General features: G+C 66.2%; 18 protein-coding genes, 1 tRNA gene and 1 pseudogene. 11 read left to right on the top strand and 9 right to left on the bottom strand.

Annotated features, from left to right (window positions below):
- Positions 1–22: 22 nt before the first annotated feature.
- From pth to JX552_RS24905, 3 genes are all read right to left on the bottom strand, one after another.
- Positions 23–598: an aminoacyl-tRNA hydrolase gene (gene pth / locus JX552_RS24915; RefSeq protein WP_205874480.1), complete on the bottom strand. Its 576-nt coding sequence runs from the start codon at positions 596–598 to the stop codon at positions 23–25.
- Positions 599–604: 6 nt separating this feature from the next.
- The gene (locus JX552_RS24910; protein ID WP_205874479.1) at positions 605–1,261 is read right to left on the bottom strand and encodes a 50S ribosomal protein L25/general stress protein Ctc; all 657 of its coding nucleotides are present in this window, start codon (positions 1,259–1,261) and stop codon (positions 605–607) included.
- Positions 1,262–1,453: 192 nt separating this feature from the next.
- Positions 1,454–2,323: an oxidoreductase gene (locus tag JX552_RS24905; RefSeq protein WP_205874478.1), complete on the bottom strand. Its 870-nt coding sequence runs from the start codon at positions 2,321–2,323 to the stop codon at positions 1,454–1,456.
- A gap of 107 nt (positions 2,324–2,430) precedes the next feature.
- Here JX552_RS24905 and JX552_RS24900 point away from each other — a divergent pair, with 107 nt between their 5' ends.
- Together JX552_RS24900 and JX552_RS24895 are read left to right on the top strand one after the other, a co-directional pair.
- The gene (locus tag JX552_RS24900; RefSeq protein WP_205874477.1) at positions 2,431–2,874 is read left to right on the top strand and encodes a nitroreductase family deazaflavin-dependent oxidoreductase; all 444 of its coding nucleotides are present in this window, start codon (positions 2,431–2,433) and stop codon (positions 2,872–2,874) included.
- A 70-nt stretch (positions 2,875–2,944) separates the two neighbouring features.
- Positions 2,945–6,259 carry a LuxR family transcriptional regulator gene (locus JX552_RS24895; RefSeq protein WP_241010718.1) on the top strand — a complete coding sequence of 1,105 codons (3,315 nt, stop codon included), beginning with the start codon at positions 2,945–2,947 and terminating at the stop codon, positions 6,257–6,259.
- Positions 6,260–6,346: 87 nt separating this feature from the next.
- Here the strand turns inward: JX552_RS24895 and JX552_RS24890 are convergent, their stop codons facing one another.
- The 5 genes from JX552_RS24890 to JX552_RS24870 form a co-directional block, all read right to left on the bottom strand.
- The gene (locus JX552_RS24890) at positions 6,347–7,003 is read right to left on the bottom strand and encodes an LpqN/LpqT family lipoprotein (protein WP_205874475.1); all 657 of its coding nucleotides are present in this window, start codon (positions 7,001–7,003) and stop codon (positions 6,347–6,349) included.
- Positions 7,000–7,344, bottom strand: a complete 345-nt coding sequence (arsC, locus tag JX552_RS24885; RefSeq protein WP_205874474.1) for an arsenate reductase (glutaredoxin) — start codon at positions 7,342–7,344, stop codon at positions 7,000–7,002. Before arsC ends, JX552_RS24890 begins: the two co-directional genes overlap by 4 nt.
- Entirely contained in the window at positions 7,345–8,325 is a 981-nt protein-coding gene (locus JX552_RS24880; RefSeq protein ID WP_205874473.1) for a ribose-phosphate diphosphokinase, read from the bottom strand.
- A 73-nt stretch (positions 8,326–8,398) separates the two neighbouring features.
- Positions 8,399–9,862, bottom strand: a complete 1,464-nt coding sequence (glmU, locus tag JX552_RS24875; protein WP_205874472.1) for a bifunctional UDP-N-acetylglucosamine diphosphorylase/glucosamine-1-phosphate N-acetyltransferase GlmU — start codon at positions 9,860–9,862, stop codon at positions 8,399–8,401.
- Between the two features lie 115 nt (positions 9,863–9,977).
- Positions 9,978–10,049 (bottom strand) — tRNA-Gln (locus JX552_RS24870).
- A 585-nt stretch (positions 10,050–10,634) separates the two neighbouring features.
- Here JX552_RS24870 and JX552_RS24865 point away from each other — a divergent pair.
- The 7 genes and pseudogenes from JX552_RS24865 to JX552_RS24835 all read left to right on the top strand — a co-directional run bounded on the left by JX552_RS24865 (position 10,635) and on the right by JX552_RS24835 (position 14,167).
- A complete protein-coding gene (locus JX552_RS24865) occupies positions 10,635–10,775 on the top strand; it encodes a hypothetical protein (protein ID WP_205874471.1) in 141 nt (46 codons plus the stop codon).
- Positions 10,776–10,969: 194 nt separating this feature from the next.
- A pseudogene (locus tag JX552_RS34285) lies at positions 10,970–11,802 on the top strand (transposase); the annotation flags it as partial.
- A gap of 96 nt (positions 11,803–11,898) precedes the next feature.
- Complete coding sequence (locus JX552_RS24855; protein ID WP_205874470.1) at positions 11,899–12,042, top strand: hypothetical protein; 144 nt, start codon at positions 11,899–11,901, stop codon at positions 12,040–12,042.
- 29 nt (positions 12,043–12,071) lie between these two features.
- Positions 12,072–12,575, top strand: coding sequence for a hypothetical protein (locus JX552_RS24850; protein ID WP_205878778.1), 504 nt, complete (start codon positions 12,072–12,074; stop codon positions 12,573–12,575).
- A 9-nt stretch (positions 12,576–12,584) separates the two neighbouring features.
- Positions 12,585–12,956 (top strand): hypothetical protein, encoded by a 372-nt coding sequence (locus JX552_RS24845; RefSeq protein ID WP_205874469.1) that lies wholly within the window; start codon positions 12,585–12,587, stop codon positions 12,954–12,956.
- A gap of 235 nt (positions 12,957–13,191) precedes the next feature.
- On the top strand, positions 13,192–13,785 hold the full coding sequence (locus tag JX552_RS24840) for a TetR/AcrR family transcriptional regulator (protein ID WP_065135958.1): 594 nt from the start codon (positions 13,192–13,194) through the stop codon (positions 13,783–13,785).
- Between the two features lie 106 nt (positions 13,786–13,891).
- Positions 13,892–14,167, top strand: a complete 276-nt coding sequence (locus tag JX552_RS24835) for a hypothetical protein (protein ID WP_205874468.1) — start codon at positions 13,892–13,894, stop codon at positions 14,165–14,167.
- On the opposite strand, the gene JX552_RS24830 is transcribed toward JX552_RS24835, so the two are convergent.
- Positions 14,140–14,925: a type III PLP-dependent enzyme domain-containing protein gene (locus tag JX552_RS24830; protein WP_431195890.1), complete on the bottom strand. Its 786-nt coding sequence runs from the start codon at positions 14,923–14,925 to the stop codon at positions 14,140–14,142. The genes JX552_RS24835 and JX552_RS24830 overlap by 28 nt on opposite strands.
- A gap of 108 nt (positions 14,926–15,033) precedes the next feature.
- Here JX552_RS24830 and mfd point away from each other — a divergent pair, with 108 nt between their 5' ends.
- Together mfd and JX552_RS24820 are read left to right on the top strand one after the other, a co-directional pair.
- Positions 15,034–18,678 (top strand): transcription-repair coupling factor, encoded by a 3,645-nt coding sequence (gene mfd, locus JX552_RS24825; protein WP_205874467.1) that lies wholly within the window; start codon positions 15,034–15,036, stop codon positions 18,676–18,678.
- A complete protein-coding gene (locus JX552_RS24820) occupies positions 18,678–19,784 on the top strand; it encodes a nucleoside triphosphate pyrophosphohydrolase (protein WP_205874466.1) in 1,107 nt (368 codons plus the stop codon). The genes mfd and JX552_RS24820 overlap by 1 nt, the downstream gene beginning before the upstream one ends.
- The last annotated feature ends 125 nt before the right edge of the window (positions 19,785–19,909 follow it).

Raw genomic sequence — 19,909 nt, 5'->3', positions numbered from 1 at the left:
TACTGACCGTGTGTTGAATTGCCTACCACGCGTGTACCCGGTTTTGGGCAGGCTCTAGCCCCAGTTCGATGAGCAATTCGGTGGCGTCGGCCGCTTGCTCGCAGATCGTCGGGACCTCGGGCCGCTCGGTGGCGTTGAAGGGCTCCAGCACGAAAGCCGCCGGGTCCTTTCGCCCGGGTGGACGGCCGATCCCGATCCGGACGCGGTGAAACTCCTTGGTGCTCAGGGCGGAAGCCACCGAGCGCAAGCCGTTGTGACCGCCTTCGCCCCCGCCGAGCTTGAGACGGATGCGACCGAAGTCGAGGTCGAGTTCGTCGTGGAGCACGATGATGTCAGCCGGGGGCACCGAATAGAACTTGGCCAGTGGCCCCACCTGGCGCCCCGACTCGTTCATGTAGCAGCGTGGCTTGGCCAGTACCACGGGGCGTCCCGCCAGCCGGCCGGTGGCTATCTCGGCGCCGGAACGCTTGTGCGCCTTGAATTTCGCGCCCAACCGGGCGGCCAGGACGTCGGCAACCATGAACCCGACGTTGTGCCGGGTCCTGGCGTAGTTCTCGCCGGGATTGCCCAGGCCGACCACCAGAAGGGGCTCGGCCACGTTGCGCTACTCGGACTCGTCGGAGGCCTCGGTGGCCTCCTCGCCGGCTTCGCCCTCTTCTGCAGCGGCCTCGCCTTCCTCGCCTGCGCCCTCTTCGGCAAGGTCCTCAGCCGTCGGCGCCTGCACCACGTTGACGACGAGCAGTTCGGGGTCGGAGACCAGGCTGACGCCGCGGGGCAGCTCGATCTGGCCGGCGGCGAACTGGGTGCCGGCTTCGGCGCCCTCGATGGACAGGGTGAGCTGCTCGGGAATCGACAGCGCCTCGGCCTCGATCTCGATGGTGTTGGCTTCCTGGGTGACCAGCGTGTCAGGACCCGGGTCTCCCTCGACGACGACGTTGACCTCGACGGTCACCTTCTCGCCGCGGCGCACGATGATCAGGTCGGCATGCTGGATGGTGCGCTTGATGGGGTGAATCTCGATCGCCTTGGTCAGCGCGAGCTGCTCTTTGCCGGCGATGTCCAGGGTGAGCACCGCGTTGGTGCCGGAGTGGCGCAGCACGGCCGCGAAGTCGTGCCCGGGCAGCTCAAGGTGCTGAGGGTCGCTGCCGTGGCCGTACAGCACGGCGGGAATCCTGCCGTCGCGGCGGGCGCGGCGGGACGCGCCCTTCCCGGTCTCGGTTCGCACCGTGACGGCGAGCTGGTTGACTGTTGCCTTGGCCATGTGTCGCTCCTGTGTGTGAAGGCACGGCCAGGGATCGCGACAGAATGCCGGTCTCCGTCGATAACGGTGCTGGTCTGTTGGCCAGCCACCCTCGCCGTGACGCCCGGTCAGGTTATCCCACCTGCGCGAGCAGACGCAAAATCCCCTCAGAGCGAGCGCGCCAAGGGGATTTTGCGTCTGCTCGGCGGTGGTTCAGAGCGGAAATGCGGTGCCGGTTAGCTGTTCCGACAGGTCCCACAGCGCCGCGGCGGTCTGTGCGTCCTGGGCGGCCCGGCTGCGTCCGACGGGCTGGGTTCGGCCGATGTAGCCGAATCGGGGGCCGACGAACGAGTTGCCCGGCACGTCCTGGGAAGCCGCGTACAGCGTTTGCCGGGCGCCGAAGTCGGCATCGGTGGCAATCAGCCGGGTGGCCGCCGACACGACCGTATCGCTGATCTTGCGCCCGGAGGCTCCCTGCAGATTGGTGTGCGAGTAGCCGGGGTGAGCGGCCACCGCACGCAGCGGCGCCCCGGCCTTGTCAAGACGGGCCTGCAGTTCGCCGGTGAATAGCAGGTTGGCCAGCTTGGACTGGCTGTAGGCCAGCCACGGCGAGTAGCGGCGGTTCTGGTGGTTGAGGTCGGCGAGATCGATCCGGCCGGGCCAGTGCGCCATCGAGGACACCGTCACGACGCGGTCGGTGAGCTTCGGCAGTAGCAGGTTCGTCAGCGCGAAGTGGCCGAGGTGGTTTGTTCCGATCTGGCTCTCGAAGCCGTCCTTGGTCAACGCGTACGGGGCGGCCATGATGCCGGCGTTGTTGATCAGGATGTCGGCCCCGTCGACGCCGTCGGCGAACTGCCGCACCGATGACAGGTCCTGCAGGTCTAGCGCCCGGACCTCGACCAGACCCTTGATGTTGGCCGCCGCTTTCTCGCCCCTGGCCGTGTTGCGCACGGCCATGATGACGGTGCCGCCGCGGCGGGCCAACTCGCGGGCGGTCACCTCGCCCAGGCCACTGTTGGCGCCGGTGATGACGACGGTGCGTCCGGCGAACGAGGGAAGGTCAGCCGCGGTCCAGTTGGTCATGCTCCCCAGTCTGCGATGTTCGACTTCACGGGCGCGCTGAGGGTCGTCGGGGCTGGTGATCCCGCAGCCGCTGGTGCATCGCGATGCGACTGGGCAAGACTGGAACTATGACGTCCTTGGCCGAGCGGGTGCTGTTCAAGTTCCTCAGCGTGCACGACAAGATCTACCAGGCGACGAACGGCCGGATCGGGCATCGGGTGCCGGGTATGCCCCCCAACCTGCTGCTGCACACGGTGGGCGCTAAGACGGGTCAGGCGCGGACCACGACCCTGACCTACGCCAAGGATGGCGATGACTATCTGGTCGTGGCATCAAAAGCCGGCTACCCCAAGGCGCCCGGTTGGTATCACAACCTGAAGGCCAACCCCGACATCGAGATCAATGTGGGCGCACAGCGTTTTGCTGTCACCGCCCATCCGGTACTGCCGGACAGTCTCGACTACGCGCGGCTGTGGAAACTCGTCAACAAGAACAACGCCGACCGCTATGTCGAGTACCAGAAGAAGACGTCACGGCCGATTCCGGTGATCGTCCTGCGGCCTAGGCCCTGACTCCTCCGCGTCCGAGAATTGCGCCTTCTGGCGGATGTTGTCGGCGTCAGTGGGCGCGATGCTGGCTACCATGAGCAAACACGCGGAGACGCCGCCACTGACCTGGGATGAGTCGAGTGTGAGCGAGTTGCTGCCGACCGGGACGGTGACGCTGCTGTTGGCTGACGTCGAGGGTTCGACGCGGCTGTGGGAGAACCAGCCCGAGCAGATGACCGCGGCGCTGGGCCTGTTGAACCGGACGGTGGACGAGGCGGTCGCCGCCCATGACGGGGTGCGTCCAGTCGAGCAGGGTGAGGGCGACAGTTTCGTGGCTGCATTCGCCCGCGCGTCGGATGCCGTGGCATGCGCTCTGGCCGTGCAACAGGCGCCGTTGGCGCCGATCCGGATTCGAATTGGGTTGCACACCGGTGAGATTCAGTTGCGCGACGAGGGCAATTATGCGGGACCCACGATCAACCGGGCGGCCCGGATCCGTGATCTGGCCCATGGCGGTCAGACGGTGTTGTCGGGGGTGACCGAAGGGCTGGTAATCGATCGGTTGCCCGCGGGCGTGTGGCTCACCGAGCTGGGCAGCTATCCGCTGCGCGGTGTGCCGCGTCCGGAGCGGGTGGTGCAGTTGTGTCATCCGGACCTGCGCAACGAGTTCCCGCCGCTGCGGGTGCGTACTGACGTTGCGTCGCATAATCTTCCGGCGCAGTTGACCAGTTTCGTCGGGCGCCAGGCGCAAGTGACGGACATGCGGCAGCTGGTGATCAGCAACAGGTTGGTGACTCTGACCGGTGCCGGGGGCGTCGGCAAGACGCGCCTGGCCGTCGAAGTCTCTTCGTTGTTGAGTGCCGAATTCTCCGACGGCATTTGGTATGTGGACCTGGCTCCGGTCACCAACCCCGCCGTGGCGTCGTTGACCGTTGCGCGCACCCTCGGCCTGCCCGATCAGCCGGGGCGCTCCACGACGGAGCTGCTGGTGCGGTTCATCGGAGAGAAATCGATGCTGCTGGTCCTGGACAATTGCGAGCACCTTCTCGACGCGTGCGGAGCCTTGGCGGTCGAATTGCTCTGTCCCTGTACACGACTGAGTATTCTTTCCACCAGCCGTGAGCCACTGGGCGTGCCCGGCGAGCTGACCTGGCGCGTGCCGTCGCTGTCCCTTGCCGACGAAGCGATCGAGCTGTTCGCCGACCGCGCTCGTCAGGCTCGACCCGATTTCGTTGCAAACGAGCCGAATACGGGGCTCGTCCGGGAGATCTGCGAACGGCTCGACGGAGTTCCGCTGGCGATCGAGCTTGCCGCGGCACGTATCCGGGCGCTGTCGCTGCACCAGATCCGCAACAGCCTGCATGACCGGTTTCGGTTGCTGACCGGCGGTGCCCGCACCGCGGTGCGACGACAGCAGACGCTGCGGGCATCGGTGGACTGGTCGCATGCGCTGCTGACGGATCCGGAGCGGGTGTTGTTTCGCCGGCTTGCAGTCTTTGCCGGGGGATTCGATCTCGAATCCGCTCAGGCGATCGGGGCCCGCAGCGAGATGGAGGCCTACCAACTTCTGGACCAGCTCAGCCTGCTGGTGGACAAATCACTGGTGGTCGCCTCCGAGATGAGCAGCAGTGCCGGCACCGACTACGGAATGCGCTACTCGATGCTGGAGACAGTGCGCCAGTATGCGCAGGAAAAGCTTGGTGAGTCGGGTGAGGCCGAGGACGCTCGCACCCGGCACCGTGACTACTACACCGCGACGGCAGCTGCGCTGGCAGCGCAAGGTCTGGTGGGCGTGGACCGGCTACTCGCCTGGGCGCGAGCCGAAAGTGACAATCTGCGCGCGGCATTCGCGTGGAGCCTGGACAGCTCCGACCGCGAATCGGCCTTACGTCTGGCGTCCGCGCTGCAGGAATTCTGGCTGCGCACCGGACTCTTCCGCGAAGCACTGGCGGCGTTCGACGCGGTTCTGACTCAGCGTCGGCCGGAGGAGATCGCGCCGAGCGTTTGGGTGCGCGCTATTGCCGACCAGTGCATGATCGCGGGGTGGGCGGGCGCCTACGGCCATACCGACCTGGCCCACGAGGCGCTCGAGGTAGCACGCGAGCTGGACGACCCGGCGCTGATCGCTCGGGCGCTCGGTGCATGCGGGATTGCGACCTTCTACAACGCCGAGGTCGCGCAGGGCTTCTTCGCCGAAGCGATCGACTTGGCTCGTGCCACGGGGGAAGAGTCCAGCCTGTTGCCGATCTACAGCTACCAGGCCACCGCGGCGGTGGTCGCCGGAGAACCTGTGGCGGCCATCGCGGCAGCCGAAGCGGGGCGTGATCTTGCCGATGCCCTGGGCGACGGCTTCTTCTCCCGCAACAATCGGGCCTGGCTGGGATGCGGGTTGTGGTTCCGCGGAGAACTCGCTCAGGCCAACGAGATTCTCCGCGGTCTGGTCGCGGAGGCCGAAACGGCTGTTGACCCGTCGGCCACGATCTTCGGGCAGGTCTGCCTCAGCGGAACCTTTGCGTTCCAGGGGCAGGTGGGCGCCGCACACGCCGCCGCGCAAGCCGCGCTGGCCGCGTCGGACAGTGTCGGTGGGATGACCGAAGATACGGTTAACGGAGCGATCGCGCACGCCGCGCTTGCCGGCGGTGACGCAGCGGCGGCCAGGCAGGCGGCCCAGGAAGCCTTGCGGCACTCCGTTCCAGACCGCGAACCGTTCACCCGGAGCGTCGCCCCGTTGGCGGAGGCGTTGCTGGGATGCGGTGATCTGGTCGCAGCACGGCTCTGGGCCGACGAGACGGTGCCCCGGGTGCCAGGCATTTTCCAAATGACCGCGTTGACCGTGCGCGCCTTCGTCGCACATGCCCAGTGCGAGCCAGAACAGGCCGAGCGCGACGCCCACGACGCGCTGACGATAGCCGCTCGGACCCAGGGATACCTGAAGGTGGCCGACACCTTGGAATGCCTGGCCCGTCTTGCGGCCGGCGAGGGCAACGTCGCGTATGGGGCTCGGCTGCTGGGCGCGGCACAGGGAATTCGACAGCGCAAGGGCCACGCCCGCTTTCCGATGTATCAGGCCGGCTATGATCCCGCCCTGGCCGATCTCCGTGAGGCATTGGGCGACAGTGCATTCGAGGATGCATGGGCCGAAGGCGCGGCGTTGTCGATCGAAGAAGCGATCGCCTACGCCCAGCGGGGTCGTGGTGAACGCAAGCGTCCCGCCACGGGCTGGGGCGCGCTGACTCCGATGGAGCTCGACGTGGCGCGGTTGGTCGCAGAAGGTCTGGGCAACAAGGACATCGGCGCGCGGTTGTTCGTGTCACCGCGTACGGTGCAGAGCCACCTTCGGCATGCCTACGCCAAGCTCGGCCTGACTTCCCGCGTGCAGCTGGTGCAGGAAGTGTTGCGCCACGGCTGAGTGGGGGTTCCCGAGATTACCGTGAGGGCTGTGAATCCGCGCGGATCGCGACCATGGCGGCAATCTCGGCGGCCGACGGCGCCCCGCCTACTTCCTGGCGACCACGAACCCCCGGATGATCGCCTCGACATCGTTGCTCTCCGCGACCGCCTGTTCGGCCAGGCTGGTGATGATCAGCTGCACCAGGTAGCGCTGGTTGTCCGGCGCCGGCCCGGTGGGCAACACGACCCGGTTCCAGCTGCGCATCCGCGCACCCTTGAGCTCATAGGTGCCCTGGACCATTGACGAGGGGAAGCCGTTGTAGTCGGCGGTCGAAGCGTCGAGTTCGTGAAAACTGTCCGGAAGGTCGGCGTTGGCATGCTTGATCGCCTCGGCGGGATTGAATTCCCCTCGCAACTTGAACACCACCAGCATCGCCGCGGGGTAGCTGTCGCCCTTGGAGATCATCACGGCTTTCGGGCTGGTCTTCGAGTCCACGGCACGCGGTTTCCAGCCCGCCGGCGTCGGGATCGACACGACCATGTCGCTCAGGTCGCTCGGCAGCACCGCATCGCCGAGAACACCTTCGCCTTCGAGATATTTCGACAGCGGAACGGGGGGCTCGGTGGGCTTGGGTGAAGTGCTACTGGCTGTCGACGGCGTCGTCCAGATCGACTGATAGTCCGCTGTCTTCGGACCACAGGCAACCGTCAGAGCGGCCACTCCGACGGCAGTCACGCATACTCGTATCGCCTTGACAGTCACAGAATTTCGCGCACCGTGTCGATCGGGCGAGCCAGCCTGGTGCCGTTCGGCGTGACCACGAACGGCCGTTCGATCAAGATCGGGTGTTCGGCCATGGCGTCAAGCAACTCGTCATCGCCGGCGTCGGCGAGGTTCAGTTCGGTGTACAGCGATTCGCGTTTGCGCACGGCGGCGCGTACCTCGATGCCCGCGTCGCGGATCATTCCTTCCAGCTCTTCCCGGGACGGCGGCGTCTTCAGGTACTGAATAACCTGCGGATTAATACCGTTGTCCCGCAACAGCTCCAGCGTCTTACGCGAGGTGCTGCATTTGGGATTGTGATAGATGACGGCCTCGCCCATCTAGGCATCCCCGTCGAATAGTCCTGTGACGGAGCCGTTTTCGAAGACAGCGCGGATAGTGCTGGCCAGCAGCGGCGCGATGGACAGCACGGTCAGTTGCGGGAAGCGCTTCTCCTCGCCGATGGGCAGGGTGTTGGTCACGATCACCTCGCGCGCGCCACACGAGGCCAGGCGCTCGGCCGCCGGGTCGGACAGCACGCCATGGGTGGCCGCGATGATCACGTTCTTGGCGCCGTCGTTGTGCAACAGCTTCACGGCGCCGGCGATGGTGCCGCCGGTGTCGATCATGTCGTCGATCAGCACACAGGTGCGCCCGGCCACCTCACCGACCACCCGGTTGGACACCACCTGGTTGGGCACCCGGGGGTCCCGGGTCTTGTGGATGAAGGCCAGCGGCACGCCGCCCAGCGCGTCGGCCCACTTCTCGGCGATGCGCACCCGGCCGGAGTCGGGGGAGACCACGACCATGTTGCCATCGGGGTAGTTGTCCCGGATGTATCCGGTCAGCAGGTTCTGCCCGCGCATGTGGTCGACGGGCCCGTCGAAGAAGCCCTGGATCTGATCGGTGTGCAGGTCGACGGTGACGATCCGGTCGGCGCCGGCGGTCTTGAGCAGGTCGGCGACCAGGCGCGCGGAGATCGGTTCGCGGCCACGGTGCTTCTTGTCCTGGCGGGCGTAGGGGTAGAACGGCATGACCGCCGTGATCCGCTTTGCGCTGCCCCGCTTGAGCGCATCGATCATGATCAGCTGCTCCATGAGCCACTGATTCACCGGCATCGGGCAGGACTGCAGCACGAACGCGTCGCAGCCGCGGACCGACTCCTGGAAGCGCACGAAGATCTCGCCGTTGGCGAAATCCCGGGCCGTCTGCGCGGTGACGTGGACGTCGAGTTCTTTGGCGACCTGCTCGGCCAGCTCCGGGTGCGCCCGGCCGCTGAAGAGCATCAGATTTTTGCGGTTATCGGTCCAGTCGTGGCTCACCGGGCTGCCCTCGCCGTGTCGGGATCGAAAGAAAAGGAACGCCCCATCGTAGCCGGGTTACTGAAAGGCGAAGTCACGGTGTCTCGCTGGCGTCGGAGTTGCGGGTGGCCCGCTCGGCCGCCTCGGCGGCCGCCGTGCCGGGCCGCCTGCGCTGTACCCAGTTCTCGATGTTGCGCTGCGGACCGGCCGACACCGCCAGCGCACCAGGGGGGACATCGTCGCGCACCACGGTCCCGGCGCCGGTGTAGGCGCCGTCGCCGACGGTCACCGGTGCGACGAACATGGTGTCCGAGCCGGTGCGGACGTGCGAGCCGATGGTGGTGCGGCTCTTGGTGGTGCCGTCGTAGTTGACGAACACGCTGGAAGCGCCGATATTGCTGTGTTCGCCGATGTCGGCGTCGCCGACATAGGTCAGGTGCGGCACTTTGGTCCCGGCGCCGATGGTGGCGTTCTTGGTCTCGACGAATGCACCCAGCTTTCCTTCGGTGCCTAGCACGGTTCCGGGCCGCAGGAAGGTGAAGGGGCCGACGGTGGCGCCGCCGCCAATGGTCGCGGATGTGCCGTGCGTACGGCAGACGGTGGCGTTGTCGCCGATGGTGACGTCGGTCAGTGTCGAGTCGGGTCCGACATGGCAGTGAGCGCCGATCTGGGTGCGTCCGAGCAGCTGGGTGCCGGGGTGGATGACGGTGTCGCGTCCGATGGTCACGTCCACGTCGATCCAGGTGGTCGCCGGATCGATCACGGTGACGCCGGCCATCTGGTGGGCGGCCACAATCCGGCGGTTGAGCTCGGCGCCGAGCTCGGCGAGCTGGACGCGGTTGTTGACGCCCGCCACCACGGCGCTGTCGTCGATGTGCTGGGCGCTGACGGTGTGGCCGTCGCGGCGCAGGATGGCGACGACGTCGGTGAGGTAGAGCTCCTGCTGGGCGTTGTTGGAGCTCAGCCGGCTCAGCGCGGACCGCAGCGGCGCGATGTCGAAGGCGTAGACCCCGGTGTTGACCTCGCGGATACCGCGTTGTGAGGGCGTCGCGTCGGTCTGTTCGACGATCGCCATCACTTCGTTGTCCTGGGTGCGCAGGATGCGGCCGTAGCCGTGCGGGTCGTCCAGCGTGGTGGTGAGCACCGTGACGGCTGCCGCGGCCGATCGGTGGGTGTCGATCAGGTCGGCCAGGGTGTCGGCGTCCAGCAGGGGGGTGTCACCCGCGGCGACGACGACGATGCCGGCGTAGTCCTCGGGCAGCGCGGACAGACCGCACAGCACCGCATGCCCGGTTCCCAGCGGTTGATCCTGCAGGGCGACGTCGATGGTGCGGCCCAGGCTGTCGGCCAGTTCGGCGACCAGCGGCGAAATGCGCTGGTGATCGTGGCCGAGAACGACGACGAGATGCTGAGGCGCGAGCTTGGTCATCGCGTGCAGGGAGTGCGACAGCATGCTGCGTCCGCCGAGGGCGTGCAGCACTTTGGGGGTGTCAGACCGCATCCGGGTGCCTGGCCCGGCCGCCAGGACAAGGACCGCGGTGTCACCACGAAAACTCATCAACTCTCCTCAAGTTTCGCCTGGCGAGCGTGCGCGTTTGCACGCCGACACGCCGTTAAGAGTGGCATCAGGTGCACGCTCGCGGCAAAAAGCGGCATCAGCGGCACAAGCAGAGCTCCGTCGCCAGGACTCGAACCTGAACTATCTGAACCAAAATCAGAGGTGCTGCCGATTACACCACGACGGATCGCCCCTGAGACTTTAGTCTGCCGACGATGCCGGCCGCTTGCGGCCGGAGGTGGAAGCGGACAGTCGAGCTTTAGTCTGCCGACGATGCCGGCCGCTTGCGGCCGGACGAGCAGATCCTAGCTTCGAGGACGAGGACGACTTGCCGACCCAGGAGGTGTGTACAGCGACCGCAGTCACGATTTTCTCAATGCGAGACGTGACGAGCTGCCGCCAGCGTTCGACAACGGTGCCAAATGGCATCTTTGTTGTGTGTGGTGGGCTTAACAGGTGCTGTGAGGGAGGACCTGATGGCGAACTTCAGTGTGACCCCGGATAGTGTCCGTGCCGGTGCCGGCAAGATCGGCACGGAGAGCGCCTTGGTGAGCGGGCTAGCGGTGCCGGACCCCGCCGCTGCGGCGGCAGGTCCTCGTGGGGTTTGCTACCGCCGCGCAGCTGTCGGCGGTCCGTGATGCGGTGGTGTCGGCGTTGAAGGTGGCCGGTGGGCGCTATGAGCAGATGGCGTTGTTGTTTCGCAACGCCGCGGACACTTTCGCTGAGGCTGATCATTTCGCGGTGTCGGAGGACTGGGTCGTCACAGACACCTATGAACTACCCCGCTGCGAAGAAGCTGGCGAAGCGGATGGGCCTAGATGACTCCGACATCAACGCCGTGCAGTCCGAGCGGGCCAATGAGGCCGCCACCGAATCGGTGACTTTGCAGCTCCTGGCTGATGAGCTGATATAGATCGGGTTGGTCCTTCACAAACGCCTCCGGGGGTGTCAGGAAGGGATTGTCAGTAGTTATCCCTTTAGGGATTCGAGCGTTGGCGCGCTTGAGTCCTCGTGACACGCCCCGGAGGTGTTGTTGTGTCTGTGCATGTTGCTCCAGTGACGTCGTCCACGATCGTCGTTGCCGTCGATGTCGGCAAGACGTCAGTCGGGCGAGGTCAGCCGATCACCGATCGTGCGGTTCGCATCGGTGAGCTGGCGGCCTGGGCTACCCACCGATCGCGGCGGGTCGCGGTGCGTAGCGCGACGAAAAATCAGCTGCTCGGTCAACTCGACCGCGCGTTTCCGGGGTTGACGCGGGCGTTGCCCGATGTGTTGGGCACCAAGATCGGCCGGCTGGTCGCCGCCGAATTCAGCGACCCTGCTCGGCTTTGTGCCCTGGGAGCCAGCCGGCTGATCCGCTTTGCCGCGCTGCGCGATGTCCAGCTGCGCCGTCCAGTCGCCCGGCGGCTGGTGGCCGCCGCCAAAGACGCGCTACCCACCCGCGACCTGTGGTGGCCCGGCGGGTGTTGGCCGCCGACATGGGGTTGCTGGTCGATTTGGACACCCAAATCCAGGATGCCGAGGCTGAACTGGCCGCGTTGTTGCCGCTGAGCCCGTACGCCACGCTGACCTCGGTGCCGGGCTGGGGCGTGGTCCGGGTATCCAATTATGCTGCGGCCCTGGGTGATCCGGACCGGTGGCCAGGACCCCGTCAGGTCTACCGGGCGTCGGGACTGTCACCCATGCAGTACGAATCGGCCGGTAAGCGCCGAGACGGGAAGATCAGCCGCGAGGGTAGTGTGGCGCTGCGCCGCGCCCTGATCGACCTCGGCATGGGTCTGTGGCTCACTGAGCCCGCCGCCAAAACCTATGCCACTGAGCTGAAATCGCGCGGCAAGCACGGCGGGATCATCACCTGCGCGCTGGCGCATCGCGCCACCCGCATCGCCTATGCGCTGGTCCGCGACCACGCCGGCTACGACCCCTCCCGCTGGAGCTAACCACCACCGGTTTGGGGTTTCCTCGGTCCTGACCCTCGGCGCCGCAGACGCAGGAGCTGTCCACCTGCGGGTGGATGGTGGGGCGAGCCAAACAAAGTGCCGCAGAACTACGGTGGCTACATCATGCCCGGGGCAACACTAGACAACATGGGAATCCTGGTCAGCCAATGGAACGCCACACCAGTCAACCCCGGCATCCCCTACACCGTAGAGCAGTTCCAGGTGCACCCGAACAAATAGACCATCGCGAAAACGTTGACAGGACAGACATGACCGCCAAAACACTCACCATGGCTGCTGGGGCGGTCCTCACTGCTGCAATCACTGCATGCACCGCACACGCTGAGCCATCCAAGTTTCCCGACCTCAGCGGCTACATACCGGTCAACGTCGCCGACTATCGAATCGACACCACCACACCAGGAATGCCCTCTAGCCAAATATTCTTCCTCACCCCCGACGGTATTCCGTGTACCTTCAGCACAGGCACCGCAGGCTGCAAAGGGGACAACCTCCCTGGTGTCCCGGCCGAGGACAAAGATCCCTTTACGTATCTCGATACCGTCACCGGAATACAACCGGCCAATTCAACCCCGTACGTTAACAACACTATTCAGGGCCAGCAGATAAAGACTCTGCCTCCGTTTCATTCGATCACGGTCAGTGGAGTGATCTGCGGGGTGGATGACAAGAAGATGACCGCGTGTAAGGACCCCCAAGGGCGTGGTTTCGTGCTGTCTCCCGCGTGGTCGGGGTGGCTGGGAAAAATCTAAAAATAGAACATGGCTGATATCTCCCAGCTGCACTCACTGATACAGAAAGCACTGCGGACCGGAGATGTGCCGAACCGGCGGGAGCTGGTCCACCTGCTGGGCGGGAAAATCCCGAACCTCTCCGACCTGGCCGACGAAACTGTCTCTGACAAGAACGCAACCGAACGGGAACACTCTGATGCCGAAGCGTTCCGCGGCCGCTACCACGCCATGGTGCAGGAGAGAATCTCTGATTGGCTCGACGACCATCCCCAGTATGGAAACGCCGTTCCTGGGGCCGTGCGACACCGCATCGAAGATGACTGCGACCGCCAAATACAGCATCAGTGGGCGACCCAGAGAAGAAGACTCGCCCCACACAACGACGATCAAAATTACTGAGTTACACCGCAAGACGAGAATTGGTGTCGCGCGCAAGGTGCATGTAACGCAAAAGCAGCTGATGGTTCGCTCGCGGTCTGATGGGTCGCGTGTGCGTCCACTGCTTTGGTTGTGTATCCACGGCGGCCGAGTCGCCGTTCGACCGCCGCGTACGCACACGCGAATCCATCGGTGCACGCTCGCCAGACCCCGATACCCTGAACGCGTGGCTGAACCACGCACACCGCGCGCCCGGATGACCGGTAGCGAGCGCCGGCGCCAGCTCATCGGTATCGCCCGCTCGCTGTTCGCCGAACGCGGTTACGAGGGCACCTCAATCGAAGAGATCGCCCAGCGCGCCAACGTGTCCAAACCGGTCGTCTACGAGCACTTCGGCGGGAAGGAAGGTCTCTACGCCGTCGTGGTGGACCGGGAGATGTCGGCGCTGCTGGACGGCATCACGTCGTCGCTGACCAACAATCGGTCGCGGGTGCGAGTCGAGCGGGTCGCGCTGGCATTGCTCACCTACGTCGAGGAACGCACCGACGGCTTCCGCATCATGATCCGCGACTCGCCCGCCGCGATCAGCTCGGGCACCTACTCCAGCCTGCTCAACGATGCCGTCAGCCAGGTCAGCTCCATCCTCGCCGGTGACTTCGCCCGTCGCGGACTGGATCCCGACCTGGCCCCGCTGTACGCCCAGGCGCTGGTCGGTTCAGTGTCGATGACGGCGCAGTGGTGGCTGGATACCCGGGAACCCAAAAAGGAAGTTGTGGCCGCACACCTGGTCAATCTGATGTGGAATGGCCTCACGCATCTGGAGGCCGACCCGCAACTGCAGGACGAGTAGCAAGAACTTCGCAAGCGTCTGCTGTTGTGATCGGTTCCAGCGCGGGCGGCGCCCACTCGTTGGGTAGTCGGCACGCTCGGGAAAAGCCAGTTACGGAGGAACCGACATGAACCGATCAACTCCCGTCAAAGCAGCGCTGCTGGGGTTGGCAACAACTGCATTGGTATGGGGTGGGGCCGGACTGGCCGCACCTGCCGCCCAGGCAGCCGGCGACTGCCCGCGGCTACAGGCTTGCACCACCTGGTGCCCCGGGGATCCGAACCCGGCGGGCCGGCCGGTGCCGTGGGACGGCAGCGTCTGCCACGACTACTACTGGGACTCCTATGGCGTGCACGACGTGGGCACCGGAGCGTTCTACTCCTGGGCCACGATGCCCTGGTAGTCACCGGCAGGTATCTCGACGACGACGGCGGGCCGGGGGAAATGCTCGGCCGCGCAGCCTTCGTCCACCGCATCCTCGATCACCGCGGCCAGCTCGCGCGGATCGCCGCAGCTGGGCAGGCCGAGGCTGAGTTCGGTGAGGATGACGCCGTGATGGGTGCGGACGTCGGCCATCGCGGCGATCATCCGTCGAATCGCCTCGCCACACAGGACCGGGTCAGCGATATGGCAGTGCATGCCGACCAAGTCGAGCGTGCGGTGTGCGAGCACCCACCGCACGGCGTCGGCGGCGTGATCACCACCCACGGTGAACCCGAACTCCTGGTCACTGATCTCGCCGCCGCGGTGCCCGTGGATGTCGACATCCGGGATAACCTGGATGAGCACGCGTTGGTAGCGGACCAAATTGGCCAGATAATTCACTTCGAATGGGTCGTCGACAACGATGCGGCCCACCCCGGCGGCCACCACGCCCCCCAGCTCGTGCAGGGACATCGCGTTCACATGCACGATGACGCGGGCCGGGTCGATTCCGCCGGAGAAGGCGAGTGCCAGTTCGCCGGCCGAGCAGACGTCGACGCCGAGCCCGTGCTGACGCACCCAGCGGGCCACCGCCCTGGCTGCTAACGACTTTCCTGCGTAGACCATCTCGACGTGCCGCAACGCTTTGTGGTCGCGGTGGGCGCGATGGTGGAAGTCAGCTTCGTCACAAATGGGGGCTGCCCGACCGACCGAGGGCAGCATGTGCAGCAGTGTCATGCCCTCCAAATTGCGCCGAGACCAGCCCGAATGCTGTTCTCCTTACGCTTTCTTGACGGAGCCGGGCGCAATATTGACGAACTGCCGCGCCCTAGAATGGTGCACACCATGACCGCACCGGGGACTGCGAGCCCAGATACCCCGATCGCGGGGCTCGTCGAATTGGCGCTCACCGCGCCGACGTTCCAACAGCTCATCGAGCGCGCCCTCGATCGACCCGAAGTATTGCCGCTGGTCGGACCGGCCAGCGCGCGTCTCTTCGTGGCCAGTGCGCTGGCCCAGCACACGACGTTGCTGGTGGTTACCGCAACCGGCCGGGAAGCTGACGACCTGAGCGCCGAACTGCGGGGCGTGTTCGGTGACGCGGTGGCGGTGTTCCCGTCCTGGGAGACGCTGCCGCATGAGCGGCTCTCGCCCGGTATCGATACCGTCGGCACCCGGATGATGGTGCTGCGCCGGCTGGCCCATCCCGACGACGCCCGGCTGGGCCCACCGCTGCGCGTGGTGGTGACGGCCGTCCGTTCGCTGCTGCAGCCGATGGCGCCGCAACTCGGCCGCCAGGAACCGCTGACGCTCACCGTCGGCGACGAGACACCGTTCGAGGAGGTGGTCCAAAGGCTCGTCGGCCTGGCCTACACCCGCGTCGACATGGTCGGACGGCGCGGCGAGTTCGCCGTGCGCGGCGGCATCCTGGACGTCTTCGCCCCGACCGCCGAGCACCCCGTGCGCATCGAGTTCTGGGGCGACGAGGTCAGCGAGATGCGGATGTTCGCGGTCGCCGACCAGCGCTCGATTCCGGAACTTGCGGTGGACACGCTGGTCGCGGTCGCCTGCCGCGAACTGTTGCTCAGCGACGATGTCCGGGCGCGCGCTGCCGCACTGGCCGGGCAGCAGCCAGCGTCGGAAAACACCGTCACCGGCAGCATCATCGACATGCTGGCCAAGTTGGCCGAGGGCATTCCGGTCGAGGGCATGGAGGCGTTGCTGCCGGTTCTGCGTCCTGATGACCATGCGCTGCTCACCGACCAGCTGGCCGCGGGGACGCCGGTGTTGGTCTGTGACCCGGAGAAGGTGCGCACCCGGGCCGCCGACCTGATCAAGACCGGCCGTGAGTTCCTGGAGGCGTCGTGGTCGGTCGCGGCATTGGGCACCGATGCGCCGGTCGACGTCGAGCAGCTGGGTGGGTCGGGGTTCGCCGAACTGGACGAGGTGCGCGAGTCGGCGCGCCGGTCCGGGCACCCGTGGTGGACGTTGAGCCAGCTTTCCGACGAGTCGGCGATCGAATTGGACATCCGGTCCGCCCCTTCGGCGCGGGGGCACCAGCACGACATCGACGGTATCTTCGCGATGCTGCGCGCACACGTGGCCACCGGGGGATATGCGGCCATGGTGGCGCCGGGCACCGGAACCGCGCATCGCATGGTGGAGCGGCTGGCCGAATCCGATATTCCGGCGGGCATGCTGGACCCGGGCCAGACGCTCAAGCCGGGGGTCGTCGGCGTCTTGAGGGGTCCGCTGCACGAAGGCGTCGTCGTCCCGGGCGCCAACCTGGTGGTCATCACCGAAGCCGACCTGACCGGCAGCCGGGCCACCACCGGCGAGGGCAAGCGGTTGGCGGCCAAGCGGCGCAACACCGTCGACCCGCTGGCGCTGACCGCCGGCGACCTCGTGGTTCACGACCAGCACGGCATCGGCCGGTTCGTCGAAATGGTGGAGCGCACCGTCGGCGGAGCCCGTCGCGAATACCTGGTGCTGGAATACGCATCGGCCAAGCGGGGCGGTGGGTCCGACAAGTTGTTTGTCCCGATGGACTCCCTCGACCAGCTGTCGCGCTACGTGGGAGGTCAGGCGCCGGCGCTGAGCAAACTCGGTGGCAGCGACTGGACCAACACCAAGACCAAGGCCCGCCGCGCGGTGCGCGAGATCGCCGGTGAGCTGGTGGCACTTTATGCGAAGCGGCAGGCCAGCCCCGGACACGCGTTCGCGCCCGACACACCCTGGCAGGCCGAGATGGAGGACGCCTTCGGCTTCACCGAGACCGTCGACCAGCTCACCGCGATCACCGAGGTGAAGTCCGACATGGAGAAGCCGATCCCGATGGACCGGGTGATCTGCGGTGACGTCGGCTACGGCAAGACCGAGATCGCCGTGCGGGCGGCGTTCAAGGCAGTCCAGGACGGCAAGCAGGTCGCCGTGCTGGTGCCGACCACGCTGCTGGCCGACCAGCATCTGCAGACCTTCACCGACCGGATGGCCGGCTTCCCGGTGACCGTCAAAGGGTTGTCCCGATTCACCGATCCGGCCGAGTCCCGCAAGGTGATCGAAGGCATGGCCGACGGATCGGTCGACATCGTGATCGGCACCCACCGGTTGCTGCAGACCGGGGTGCGCTGGAAAGACCTTGGCTTGGTGATCGTCGACGAGGAACAACGCTTCGGGGTCGAGCACAAAGAGCACATCAAAGCGCTGCGCAGCCACGTCGACGTGCTGACCATGAGCGCAACCCCGATCCCGCGCACCCTCGAGATGAGCCTGGCCGGCATTCGCGAGATGTCGACGATTCTGACCCCGCCCGAGGAGCGCTACCCGGTGCTGACCTATGTCGGCCCGCACGACGACAAGCAGATCGCCGCCGCTCTGCGACGCGAACTGCTGCGCGACGGGCAGGCGTTCTACGTGCACAACCGGGTCAGCTCCATCGACCGCGCCGCGGCCCACGTCCGAGAGCTGGTGCCCGAGGCCCGGGTTGTCGTGGCGCACGGACAGATGCCCGAAGACCTGCTGGAACGAACCGTGCAGGGGTTCTGGAACCGCGACTACGACATCCTGGTGTGCACCACGATCGTGGAGACCGGCCTGGACATTTCCAATGCCAACACTCTGATCGTGGAACGCGCCGACACTTTCGGATTGTCCCAGCTGCATCAGTTGCGCGGGCGAGTGGGTCGCAGCCGCGAGCGTGGGTACGCCTACTTCCTCTACCCGCAGAACGCGCCGCTGACCGAGACGGCCTATGACCGGCTGGCCACGATCGCGCAGAACAACGAGCTGGGGGCCGGTATGGCGGTGGCGCTCAAAGACCTCGAGATCCGCGGCGCCGGCAACGTGCTCGGCGTCGAGCAGTCCGGGCACGTCGCGGGCGTCGGCTTCGACCTGTATGTCCGGCTGGTGGGTGAGGCCGTCGAGGCATATCGGGCCGCAGCGGACGGGCAGACCGTGACCACTCCGGAAGAGCCCAAGGAGGTGCGCATCGACCTGCCGGTCGATGCGCACCTGCCGCCGGACTACATCGCCAGCGACCGGCTTCGGCTGGAGGGTTACCGCCGTCTGGCCGCCGCCACTTCCGATGCCGCCGTCAGCTCGGTCATCGAAGAGCTCATCGACCGGTACGGTCCGCTGCCCGAGCCCGCCGAACGGCTGGTGGCGGTCGCGCGGCTGCGGTTGCTGTGCAAGGCCTCGGGAATCACCGAGGTCAGTGCCGTATCGGCCGCTTCGACGGCGGTGGTGCGGCTGTCCCCCCTGACGCTGCCGGACTCCGCCCAGGTTCGCCTGGCACGGATGTACCCGGGCGCCCGGTACCGGGCGACGACGTCCACGGTGCAGGTTCCCATCCCGCGCGCCGGCGGTATCGGCGCCGGGCACATCCGCGATGTCGAGTTGGTCCAGATGGTTGCCGATTTGGTTACTGCGCTGGCCGGGAAACCGCAGCAAGATGTCGGTATGACGAAATCGGCGAAGGAGCGGCAAGCCTGATGATTGTCGTCCTGGTCGACCCCCGCCGCCCGGCGCTGGTGCCGGTGGAAGCCATCGAGCTGCTCCGCGGGCCCGTCCAGTACACCGAGGAGATGCCGATCGCGGTGCCGTGGTCGCTGCCCGACGCGCACCCGGCCTACACCGGTGAAGACGCTCCGGTGCTGTTGTCGTCGGATCCGAACCACCCGGCGGTCACCGCGCGGTTGGCGGCCGGCGCCCGGCTGATCGCCGCCCCGGAACGTCAGCGCGGCGAGCGTTTGATCGACGCTGTCGCGATGATGGACAAACTGCGTACCGCAGGGCCCTGGGAAAGCGAACAAACCCACGACTCGCTGCGCAGATACCTGCTGGAAGAGACCTACGAACTGTTGGACGCCGTGCACAGCGGAAACCTCGACTCGGTGCGCGAAGAACTCGGTGACCTGTTGCTGCAGGTGCTCTTTCATTCCCGTATCGCCGAAGACGCGGCCTTGCTGCCGTTCACCATCGACGACGTCGCCGATACGCTGATGCGCAAGCTCGGCAATCGGGTGCCGGGAGTGCTTGCGGGTGAGGCGATTTCGCTGCAGGATCAGTTGTCTCAGTGGGAAGAGGCCAAGGCGTCCGAGCGGTCGCAGAAGTCGCGAAACTCCGTGTTGGACGACGTTCACACCGGGCAGCCGGCTTTGGCGCTGGCGCAGAAGGTGATCCAACGCGTGCGACAGGCCGGACTGCCCGCCGAGTTCATCCCGGCCGAGGTCACCACGATCAACCTGTCGGCCGATTTCGATGCGGAAAACACATTGCGCGCAGCCGTATTGGACTTCGTCGAATCGGTTCGTTTGGTCGAGAAGGCGATTGCCGCCACCCGCCGCGGCGACAGCGTCGCCGAAGAACTCGACATGACGCCGTTGGGCTTTGTCACCGAAGAGGAGTGGCGGGCACACTGGCCGACCGCGGCGTCGAGCCTGGAAGAGTCCGAGTCGGCGTTCGAGCCCGAGTCCGAGCCCGAACCGGAGTCCGAGTTCGAACCGGAGTTCGAGTTCAAACCGGAACCCGAAGTCGCCGACGATAAGCCGGAAGCTCCCAAGGAGTCGCGTCCCAAGAAGCGCAAAGGGCGCCGCTGACGGGCTTTCAGCCAGGTTTGCGATAACTCAGAGGAGCTCCACAAAGAACCAGTTCGTGGGCCGACGACGGGCACGATGTGGTGTGCTGAGCGGTTTCGTGAACGGGGCACTCCGGCAACCCGTGG

Source organism: Mycobacterium gordonae (genome assembly GCF_017086405.1).
Taxonomy (GTDB): domain Bacteria; phylum Actinomycetota; class Actinomycetes; order Mycobacteriales; family Mycobacteriaceae; genus Mycobacterium; species Mycobacterium gordonae_D.
The sequence above is the reverse complement of the archived record's forward strand: the minus strand, read 5'-3'. Positions and strand labels throughout refer to the sequence as shown.

Coding starts and splice junctions, on each gene's coding strand:
- JX552_RS24840 (WP_065135958.1), top strand. CDS start 13,192: ATGACCGGTAGCGAGCGCCGGCGCCAGCTCATCGGTATCGCCCGCTCG.
- JX552_RS24820 (WP_205874466.1), top strand. CDS start 18,678: ATGATTGTCGTCCTGGTCGACCCCCGCCGCCCGGCGCTGGTGCCGGTG.
- mfd (WP_205874467.1), top strand. CDS start 15,034: ATGACCGCACCGGGGACTGCGAGCCCAGATACCCCGATCGCGGGGCTC.
- arsC (WP_205874474.1), bottom strand. CDS start 7,344: ATGGGCGAGGCCGTCATCTATCACAATCCCAAATGCAGCACCTCGCGT.
- JX552_RS24850 (WP_205878778.1), top strand. CDS start 12,072: ATGACCGCCAAAACACTCACCATGGCTGCTGGGGCGGTCCTCACTGCT.
- JX552_RS24835 (WP_205874468.1), top strand. CDS start 13,892: ATGAACCGATCAACTCCCGTCAAAGCAGCGCTGCTGGGGTTGGCAACA.
- JX552_RS24830 (WP_431195890.1), bottom strand. CDS start 14,925: ATGACACTGCTGCACATGCTGCCCTCGGTCGGTCGGGCAGCCCCCATT.
- JX552_RS24865 (WP_205874471.1), top strand. CDS start 10,635: ATGAACTACCCCGCTGCGAAGAAGCTGGCGAAGCGGATGGGCCTAGAT.
- JX552_RS24895 (WP_241010718.1), top strand. CDS start 2,945: ATGAGCAAACACGCGGAGACGCCGCCACTGACCTGGGATGAGTCGAGT.
- JX552_RS24900 (WP_205874477.1), top strand. CDS start 2,431: ATGACGTCCTTGGCCGAGCGGGTGCTGTTCAAGTTCCTCAGCGTGCAC.
- JX552_RS24905 (WP_205874478.1), bottom strand. CDS start 2,323: ATGACCAACTGGACCGCGGCTGACCTTCCCTCGTTCGCCGGACGCACC.
- JX552_RS24845 (WP_205874469.1), top strand. CDS start 12,585: ATGGCTGATATCTCCCAGCTGCACTCACTGATACAGAAAGCACTGCGG.
- JX552_RS24910 (WP_205874479.1), bottom strand. CDS start 1,261: ATGGCCAAGGCAACAGTCAACCAGCTCGCCGTCACGGTGCGAACCGAG.
- glmU (WP_205874472.1), bottom strand. CDS start 9,862: ATGAGTTTTCGTGGTGACACCGCGGTCCTTGTCCTGGCGGCCGGGCCA.